The sequence below is a fragment of the Sulfuricurvum sp. genome (assembly GCF_049305995.1).
In the GTDB taxonomy this organism is placed as follows: Bacteria; Campylobacterota; Campylobacteria; order Campylobacterales; family Sulfurimonadaceae; genus Sulfuricurvum.
Genome location: NZ_JBAQPS010000142.1, coordinates 1 through 6,005, shown reverse-complemented (window position 1 = coordinate 6,005; position 6,005 = coordinate 1). Strand labels below are relative to the sequence as shown.

The following is a 6,005-nucleotide window of genomic DNA, read 5'->3' as shown; positions in this document are numbered from 1 at the left end:
CCGCGCGGAACCGCTCAGTGCTTTGGGTGTAGACGTTGAGGGCATTTCCGATAATCATCCCTCCGATGGGGATCATCTCATGGGGAACCATATGGATCACCCCAAACGCCATCATCGATAAAAAGACAATTCCCGAAGAAGCTCCAAGGGTGAAAAAAGCAATTTTAAAACTATGCTCTCCCAGAGGGGAGCGTTTTTTCGCCGTATAGGCACCGAAGGTCACCATCCCCAGTAATACAAAAAACAGTAATGAGGGATGTTCAATCTTGAAAAGATAGACGAGGGCATAACCGAGAAGTCCCAGCTGAACCATAGCGAGGATCGAGTTGGTAAGGATCATTTTTTCCAGACCAAAGTTTTCACGGCGTGAATACCAAAGGGCAAAGATGATGAGAAGGTATGAGGCTAAAAAAGAGTATTGCATAAGCTATTATACAGGGTTCTATACCACTGTAATTTCTATCTTTTTATTAAAAGCATTTCCGAGTTTTTGTAAGAAATCGATCCCTACATTGACGGAGCCATTTTCAATACGGCTAATGACCGTCTGTGTCGTTCCTAGCTTTTTTGCCAATTCACCTTGGGTAAGTTTGTATTGTAATCGCAGACCAACTAAAATGTCGATAATTTTAAATCGTAACTCTTTTTGCTCATACGCTGTTTTAAAATCACTGTTTTGGAGTGATTCGTTTAGATGGTGTTGAAAATTATCCATTTTGTACCTCTTTTAGCCGTTTGATGGCGATGTCAAGCTCTCTTCTTGGGGTGGCTTGTGTTTTTTTCTGAAAACCGTGAAGCATTACGAACGTTTTATCTGTGTGGGCGAAATACAATACCCGATAAATACCGGATTTGTCTTTTGCTCGTACCTCATAAACTTTGTGTTCCAGTGGTCTTACAAATGGAAGTCCTAACTCCGTGCCATATTTTTGTAAAAGAGTAAATATCCTGAAAATTTCAGCTTTCGGCTCATGATCAAGATCATCTAACCACTCTTTTACAGGTAACTTACCATTTTGGTTTTGATAATAATTTATTTTCCACTGCATGGTTATTATATCTTATTAGATATATTTTTGTCAATTGAGATATTAATATTGAGTGTATCCATTGTGAAACCTCTTATGTTGATCATAACAGTATAAGAATAATTTTTTAGTTGAGGGTGAAAAATGACAAATTGCAATATTGAAGTAATAAATTGAGTTTCCCCGAAAGGGGAAAGGAAATATTAAAGAGTTTCTGCGTGTTCAGCAAGATACTCGGCAACACCCTCAGTGCTTGCTTTCATACCTGCGTCCCCTTTTGCCCAACCAGCCGGACAAACTTCACCGTGCTCGTTAGTGAACAACATCGCATCGATCATACGGAGCATTTCATCGATGTTACGTCCGAGTGGAAGGTCGTTGATAACGGCGTGACGGACGGTTCCGTCTTTGTCGAGGAGGAATGATCCGCGAAGGGCGACAGAATCACCTAGCAATACATCGTAATCGCGTGAGATTTGTTTGTTCAAATCGGCTACGAGAGGGTAACGAACTTGTCCGATACCGCCTTGGTTTACCGGAGTGTTTTTCCATGCAAAGTGGCTGAATTGTGAGTCAACCGATACACCGATAACGTTGATTCCACGTTCTGTAAACGACTCTAAACGGTGATCAAACGCGATCAATTCAGATGGGCATACAAATGTAAAGTCCAACGGATAGAAAAACAATACGGCACCTTTTTCGCCGAGGTTTTCGTATAAGTTGAAGTTATCAACGATTTGGTTGTTCCCAAGAACAGTTGTAGCGGTAAAGTCTGGAGCTTTTTTAGTAACGAGCATGAGATTTCCTTGTGTGGTTTTTATAATGTAGGGAAATTGTAACACACGAAGATTAATTCAAATAAGTTACAAGAAAGTAACCAAAAAGTCTAAAGGAAAATTTTTATTATTTAGAATTAAATCTCTAAACTCTATTATTCCTTTCGATATAATCACTCCATGATTACCTTTAAAACCCTCTTTTCGATGATGCGCGATTACAAACCGGAGTTGATTCGTGCGAACCTGATCGCGATTATCGCGACATTGGTGAGTATCCCTATCCCTTTGTTGATTCCGCTATTGGTTGATGAGGTACTTTTGCATAAAGGGGGGGTGGTCACTGATATCATCGACAAACTCACTCCGTTGCAGGAACCGCTTTTATACATCGGGATTGTACTGTTCGTAACGGTATCGCTTCGATTTTTATTTTTTATCCTGAGTGTCCTCTCACAGCGTTATTTCATCACCCTCTCCCAAGAATTGAGTTTTAAAATCCGTACTCAGGCACTGAATCATCTCAAATGTGTTTCGATGTCGGCGTATGAGGCTCTAGGGAGCGGGAAAGTGGTGACCCATCTCGTCACCGATATCGATACGATCGAGCAGTTCATCGGGGGGGCACTCTCGAAACTGATCGTCTCGGTAGCGACCCTCATCGGCGTAGCGGTTGTCCTTATCTGGATCAACCCTCTCTTTGGGATTTTGATCTTGATTTTTCAACCCATGATTATGATCGTCACGCGCAAGATTTCGGGTCGTGTCGGGAAACTCAAAAAAGAGCAAAACCACACCATCGGCGAGCTCTCCGACACCCTCACGCAGATGTGTGATCTCTTCGGTCAGATCCGCGCGAGTAACAAAGAGGAGCGTTTTGTCGAGCGCAGCATCACTCAGGCACAGCATCTAAAAGAGAGTGCAGGGCAATACGGCATTCAGGCGTTGCGGGGTGAGCGGTTTTCGTATACCCTCTTTTTGAGCGGTTTTGAGGTCTTTAGAGCCCTTGGATTGGTGATGGTTCTCTACTCCGATCTCTCTATCGGATTGATGTTCGGGATTTTCGGCTATTTGTGGTTTATGATGACCCCGGTACAGGAGCTTTTATCACTCCAATACAGCTTTGCCAATGCTAAAAATGCCCTATCTCGGCTTAATGAACTCCTATCCCTCCCAAAAGAGCCTGCCTTTACGTCACACAAAAACCCTTTTGCCACAGCCAAAGGGATCAGTATCGATACCTCTGTATTGGAGTTTGGGTATAACCCTAACGAGCCGATACTAAAAGGGTTAAACCTCTCCATCGGTGCAGGGAAGAAGGTAGCGATCATTGGTGCCAGCGGTAGCGGTAAAAGTACCCTCTCGCAGTTACTGGTTGGGTTTTATCCTCCGACATCAGGAGATATCCGTTACAATGGAGTGAGTGTTCAGGAGATCGGGTTCTCCCGCATACGTGATGCGGTTTTTGTGGTTTTACAGCAGCCCTTGATGTTTAATGAGACACTGCGATTCAACCTCACTATGGGGGATGAGATCAGCGATGATGCGATCTATGAAGCCCTCCGTATCGCCCAGCTGTATGATTTTGTCTCCACCCTCCCCAACGGCCTTGAAACACAGGTAGGGAAACTGGGGATTCGACTTTCAGGCGGACAACGTCAGCGTCTCAGCATCGCGCGGATGGTATTGGCCGATCCGAAAGTGGTAATTTTCGATGAATCGACCTCGGCACTGGATGTTCATACCGAATCGGCCCTTTTTGAAGCATTGGAAGCCTTTTTGCAGGATAAAACGGTGATCATCATCGCCCACCGTCTCAGCACGATAACCAAAGCCGATTATATCTATGTCCTCGAAAACGGGAGGCTCCTCGAAGAGGGGACACGGGATTCACTCGAACATTTGGACGGAAATTTCAAAAGCTTTGTTCACAAACAACATTAAAGGGATAGTATGGAAAACAAAATGTTTCTCCGTTTCATAATTTTTACGGCACTAGGGCTGGTAACATGGCTCTTTCTCCCTTTTTTAAAAAGCTTTTTCGTTGCTTTATTGCTCTCGATCGTCACCTTTCCTCTCCATCAAAAAATGGACACGATGCTATCTCGATTTAGAGGGTTGCATGGGTTCTCTTCTATTGTTTCAGCGGCACTGGTGACCCTTGTTTTTTCCATAATCTTATTTATGCCGATTGTCGTTTTCTTATATACTCTCTTGGATCAGCCTACCGATACGGTGATGACGATAAAAACCTTCGGCGATCAAATCGATACGTTATCTTCTCGTCTCCCCGATGTTTTGTCGTGGCTCAAAGAGCCGCTTGAAAAAGGGATCATTTTAGCCAAATCCCACAAAGACGAGATTATTGCAGCGCTTGCCGCATGGTTGGGTGATGGTCTTAAAACGTTTATGTCTATGCTCACCGAACTGAGTATGATTGTCGTATTTTTCTTTTTTCTGACATGGTACGGTCGCAGCATCGCACTGTTTTTCTTCCCGATTATCCCTCTGACACGGAGTGTTAAACGGCAGTTTTTCGGTGATATGATGTCGACAACGGCCGTGGTTTTTTACACTTTCGGCGGGGTTATGATCGCACAAGGGTTGGCATTTGGGATTTTCATCGCGTTTTTTGAGGGGTATAACCCGTTTGTCCTTGGATTTATGACGGCGATATCAGCGGTTATCCCGATCGTCGGTACGGGGTTGATATGGATTCCGGTAGCACTCAATGAGTATTTTGCGGGGCATATCGCCAATGCAGTCATTATCAGCATCTATTCATGGGCGATGATGGCATTTTTTATCGATAACATTGTGAAATTGGTTATTTTAAATTTCGTCAATCGTATGATGAGTGATGGAAATAATCGGTTAAACGAATTTTTGATTTTCTTTGCGATGGTGGGAGGATTGGCGACATTCGGGTTTTGGGGATTTATCTTCGGTCCGGCGATCGTCGCATTTGCCTATACGACACTTCGCCTTCTCCGTAAAGCACAGAGACCTGTATTATGAAGTCTGAAGGGATTTAACCTCGTCGCGCAACTGTTTAAGTTCAGCCATGATGGCGGTAATTTCATCAACCGCTTTAGGCTCATTACCGTGAGTATAGCGTTCAATGGTTGATTGGACACTTTGAGTTAATGAATCGAGTTTGTTTTTCGCTTTATCAATTAAAACATTATGATCTATATTGAGGTTTTCTTCGAGTTCATGGATTTTATCGACAATCTCATCTTGGTGTTTAAACAGATAGTACCCTGCCGCCGCACCGATCGCGGCACCGAGGATAAAGCTGAGAGTGTTGTTTTGATTCATAGGTTACTCCTTATTTTTTTTCTTGAGGATTTGAGACAGTGCTCCGATAGCAAGTGAACCGATCGTCACTTTTGCAATACCGTTAGAAGCTTTAAGCGCCAGAGTTTTAGTCTCATCATGAATGAATGAAATTAGATTGTGTAATTCGTTAAGAGAGAGTTTTGATTTATCGCTGATCGATTTAGTCTCATCTTTGAGATGGAGTAACAGTTCATTTACTTCATGCAATGTGAGGGCTGTTTTGGTTGAGAGGAAACTGAGTTCATTTTGGATATGTGTAACGAATTCATGAATTTGCTGCATCGTTTTGAGGGCATGTAAAGCGACGATAATAATCATTGTAGTAATGAAAATACTGCATAATGCAATTATCCCTACAAAGACGGTTAAGAGTTGATTTTCCATAGATGTATTCCCTTGTGTGTCTGCATGATACCGCACTAATCCTTATACTTTTTTTGTTATGATGTTTTAGTATTTTATGTGGGGATGAATAATGACTAAATGTATTTACTTTGGAATAGCAGTATGTATAATGTTAAGTGGATGTACGATGCAAACTCAGATGCCCACACAAATACCTTTAATGGGAGAGTGGAAGTCGACAACATCGGAAGCTACAATCTTTTTTGACAAAGGGCGTGTAAGCGGTAGCGATGGGTGTAATCGTTATGGATCATCGTATAGTGTTGTAGAAAATAATATTTCTATATCCAATAAAATGATGTCAACGATGATGGCGTGTGAATCTGAACGGATGAAAAGTGCCGATACATTTCGACAAGCTTTAATGGCAGCTAGACACTATCATTTAGACGGCAAAAAAATAATTTTGATGAGTAATACCGGTATTATTGTAGAAGAATTTGTATTGCTG

The 6,005-nt window shown here is 42.4% G+C and carries 9 protein-coding genes; 3 read left to right on the top strand and 6 right to left on the bottom strand.

All coding sequences use genetic code 11. The features are described from left to right. From WA010_RS04820 to WA010_RS04805, 4 genes are all read right to left on the bottom strand, one after another. Positions 1–424 (bottom strand): ABC transporter permease (locus WA010_RS04820; RefSeq protein WP_422556015.1); only part of this gene is annotated, 424 nt, incomplete at its 3' end. Positions 425–442: 18 nt separating this feature from the next. Further along, positions 443–715 carry a helix-turn-helix domain-containing protein gene (locus WA010_RS04815; protein WP_422556014.1) on the bottom strand — a complete coding sequence of 91 codons (273 nt, stop codon included), beginning with the start codon at positions 713–715 and terminating at the stop codon, positions 443–445. Beyond that, positions 708–1,049, bottom strand: a complete 342-nt coding sequence (locus WA010_RS04810; protein WP_422556013.1) for a type II toxin-antitoxin system RelE/ParE family toxin — start codon at positions 1,047–1,049, stop codon at positions 708–710. Before WA010_RS04810 ends, WA010_RS04815 begins: the two co-directional genes overlap by 8 nt. Before the next feature lie 182 nt (positions 1,050–1,231). Beyond that, the gene (locus WA010_RS04805; protein WP_304738618.1) at positions 1,232–1,828 is read right to left on the bottom strand and encodes a peroxiredoxin; all 597 of its coding nucleotides are present in this window, start codon (positions 1,826–1,828) and stop codon (positions 1,232–1,234) included. Between the two features lie 159 nt (positions 1,829–1,987). Here WA010_RS04805 and WA010_RS04800 point away from each other — a divergent pair, with 159 nt between their 5' ends. Then, positions 1,988–3,751 carry an ABC transporter ATP-binding protein gene (locus tag WA010_RS04800; protein ID WP_422556012.1) on the top strand — a complete coding sequence of 588 codons (1,764 nt, stop codon included), beginning with the start codon at positions 1,988–1,990 and terminating at the stop codon, positions 3,749–3,751. Positions 3,752–3,760: 9 nt separating this feature from the next. Next, positions 3,761–4,825 carry an AI-2E family transporter gene (locus WA010_RS04795; RefSeq protein WP_422556011.1) on the top strand — a complete coding sequence of 355 codons (1,065 nt, stop codon included), beginning with the start codon at positions 3,761–3,763 and terminating at the stop codon, positions 4,823–4,825. On the opposite strand, the gene WA010_RS04790 is transcribed toward WA010_RS04795, so the two are convergent. Further along, positions 4,820–5,128 (bottom strand): hypothetical protein, encoded by a 309-nt coding sequence (locus WA010_RS04790; protein WP_422556010.1) that lies wholly within the window; start codon positions 5,126–5,128, stop codon positions 4,820–4,822. The two genes, WA010_RS04795 and WA010_RS04790, sit on opposite strands and share 6 nt — an antisense overlap. A gap of 3 nt (positions 5,129–5,131) precedes the next feature. Next, a complete protein-coding gene (locus WA010_RS04785; protein WP_422556009.1) occupies positions 5,132–5,533 on the bottom strand; it encodes a hypothetical protein in 402 nt (133 codons plus the stop codon). Positions 5,534–5,681: 148 nt separating this feature from the next. Here WA010_RS04785 and WA010_RS04780 point away from each other — a divergent pair. After that, positions 5,682–6,005 (top strand): META domain-containing protein (locus WA010_RS04780; RefSeq protein WP_422556008.1); only part of this gene is annotated, 324 nt, incomplete at its 3' end.

Coding starts and splice junctions, on each gene's coding strand:
- WA010_RS04795 (WP_422556011.1), top strand. CDS start 3,761: ATGGAAAACAAAATGTTTCTCCGTTTCATAATTTTTACGGCACTAGGG.
- WA010_RS04805 (WP_304738618.1), bottom strand. CDS start 1,828: ATGCTCGTTACTAAAAAAGCTCCAGACTTTACCGCTACAACTGTTCTT.
- WA010_RS04790 (WP_422556010.1), bottom strand. CDS start 5,128: ATGAATCAAAACAACACTCTCAGCTTTATCCTCGGTGCCGCGATCGGT.
- WA010_RS04785 (WP_422556009.1), bottom strand. CDS start 5,533: ATGGAAAATCAACTCTTAACCGTCTTTGTAGGGATAATTGCATTATGC.
- WA010_RS04810 (WP_422556013.1), bottom strand. CDS start 1,049: ATGCAGTGGAAAATAAATTATTATCAAAACCAAAATGGTAAGTTACCT.
- WA010_RS04815 (WP_422556014.1), bottom strand. CDS start 715: ATGGATAATTTTCAACACCATCTAAACGAATCACTCCAAAACAGTGAT.
- WA010_RS04800 (WP_422556012.1), top strand. CDS start 1,988: ATGATTACCTTTAAAACCCTCTTTTCGATGATGCGCGATTACAAACCG.